Origin of the sequence: Thiohalocapsa sp. (assembly GCF_019695415.1) — a bacterium.
Lineage (GTDB): Bacteria > Pseudomonadota > Gammaproteobacteria > Chromatiales > Chromatiaceae > Thiohalocapsa.
In genome coordinates this window covers 1-2,106 of sequence record NZ_JAIFKJ010000630.1, presented here as the reverse complement: position 1 = coordinate 2,106, position 2,106 = coordinate 1, and the positions used below count along the sequence as shown (strand labels likewise).

Sequence of the window (2,106 nt, the reverse complement as noted above, 5' to 3'; positions counted from 1 at the left end):
TGATACTGCTTTGTCCTGGCCCAACGGTTGAAAGCGAAAATCGCGAAGAGTCCGAGCGCTATCGCGATCAGCAGCGCGTAAGCGCCAAGGTTTTCGCTCAGCATTGGGCGGGGCAGGTACAATCCACGATTATTGAGGAAAACCTCCTCGCCGAGCGTCAGGCTTTCGCGCGGGCCGGGAAACAGCGGCAGGAAGACCGCGAAGTTCCAGAACATGATCTGCAACAGCAAGGGCGTGTTGCGGAATATTTCGATGTAGGTCGACGCGAATGTTGACAGAAGGAAATTCGGGGACAGGCGCGCAACGCCGACCAGGAAGCCCAGTATCGTCGCGACGAGAATCCCCAGAGCGCTGACGATAATCGTGTTCTGTATGCCGATAAAGAAAACGGTCCAATACGTCGTTTCACCTAGCTGAAAGTCGATGAACGGCGAAAATCCGATGGAGAACGGCGCGACTTCGCCAAGAAAACCGAAGCCGGTCTGGATGCCGCGTTCGTTCAAATTCGCGACAGTATTAGTGAAAATTGTATAGAAGGCCCATAGGACGAAGGCCAGAACGGCAATCTGTGCCGCCACACCGCGATAAACGGGATTACGATAAAACGGAATCCGGGTTTTACGGCTCAAATCGCTTCCTCGGTATCGGGCAACACGCTGGGGCGGATCGGAGGTGGCGGCGCGGCGGCATCCGCGCGTGATGCGAGGACGCCGCCGGCCAATGCTCTTTCAGATTAGCGGATCGGCGGGGCGTAGAGAATGCCGCCCTCGGTCCACAGCGCGTTCACGCTGCCCTCACGCGGGATGCCCAGCGGGGCGACGTTGCGCTGATACAGCTCGTCATAGTTGCCGACCTGCTTGATGGCATTGTAGGCCCAGTCATTCGACAGGCCGAGGTTCTCGCCCATCGTGCCCTCGACGCCGAGCAGACGGCGCACGTTCGGGTTGGTGCTCTCCTCACGCATCTGGTCGACGTTTTCCGACGTCACGCCGTACTCGTCAGCGTTGATGAGCGCGAACAGCGTCCAGCGGACGATGTCGTGCCACTGCGCGTCGCCCTGGCGGGTCACCGGGCCGAGCGGCTCCTTGGAGATGGTCTCGGGCAGGATGACCGCGCTGTCCGGGTCGGTCAGCTCGGTGCGGATCGCGGCAAGCTGGGACTTGTCGGAGGTCAGCACGTCGCAGGCGCCGCCGTCGAAGCCCTCGCGGGTCTGGACGGAGGTGTCATAGACGACCGGCTCGAACTCCATGTCGTTCACGCGGAAGTAGTCGGCCAGGTTCAGCTCGGTGGTCGTGCCGGCCTGCACGCAGACTTTCGCGCCGCTGAGCTGCATGGCGCTGTCAACGCCCAGCTCCTCCTTAACCAGGAAGCCCTGGCCGTCGATGTAGTTGTAGTACGTGAACTCGACGCCGAGCGTCGCGTCACGGGTCAGCGTGTCGGTCGTGTTGCGCGAGAGCACGTCGATCTCGCCGGAGGTCAGCGCGGTGAAACGCTCCTTCGCGGTCAGGTTGGTGTACTTGACCGAAGTGGCGTCGCCGAAGATCGCGGCCGCCAGCGCACGGCAGAAATCGGCGTCGATACCGGCCATGTTGCCTTCGTCATCCGGCGCAGAGAAGCCGGGAAGACCGCCGTCGACACCGCACTGCAGATGTCCGCGTTCCGTCACTTCGTCGAGCGTGGCAGCAGACGCCGGCAGGACCGACAGCGCCAGCGCGGCAAACGTGCTGATTGCGAGTCCCAAAGCACGCATCGCAAACCCCTTTCGTTTGGTGGTTAAATGAATGTGTTGCGCGTTAGCTCAGGCACATTCCGTGCCGGATGCAGAAGCTAGCAAAAAGTTTCGTTGATTAACAAGCGGTTTGCGCCTCGTTCTTACGTCGAGTGGCGGAAAGCGGAATTTCATGGTGGTTTCCTGTTCTCTCCGGCCGTGGAAGATTGGCGCAGGCGGTCCGCTCATGGCCGGTCTGGATTTTCCCCGCCGGAGCGGGCATCCTGCCGAATGCCGGTTAAACCTTGTGCAACGATGCACAAATCCACTGCAAGCGCGGAGAGCTTGGCATGAAGACGCGTGCCGCCGTTCTGCATGAGCGCGAGAAGCCGCGCCCC

At 61.0% G+C, this 2,106-nt stretch carries 2 protein-coding genes; both read right to left on the bottom strand.

The genetic code is table 11. The features are described 5' to 3' along the window. On the bottom strand, window positions 1-629 hold a 629-nt coding region (locus I6U14_RS17240), incomplete at its 3' end, for an ABC transporter permease subunit (protein ID WP_296900978.1). A gap of 104 nt (window positions 630-733) precedes the next feature. Then, window positions 734-1,741, bottom strand: a complete 1,008-nt coding sequence (locus tag I6U14_RS17235) for an amino acid ABC transporter substrate-binding protein (protein ID WP_296900976.1) — start codon at window positions 1,739-1,741, stop codon at window positions 734-736. Window positions 1,742-2,106 lie beyond the last annotated feature (365 nt).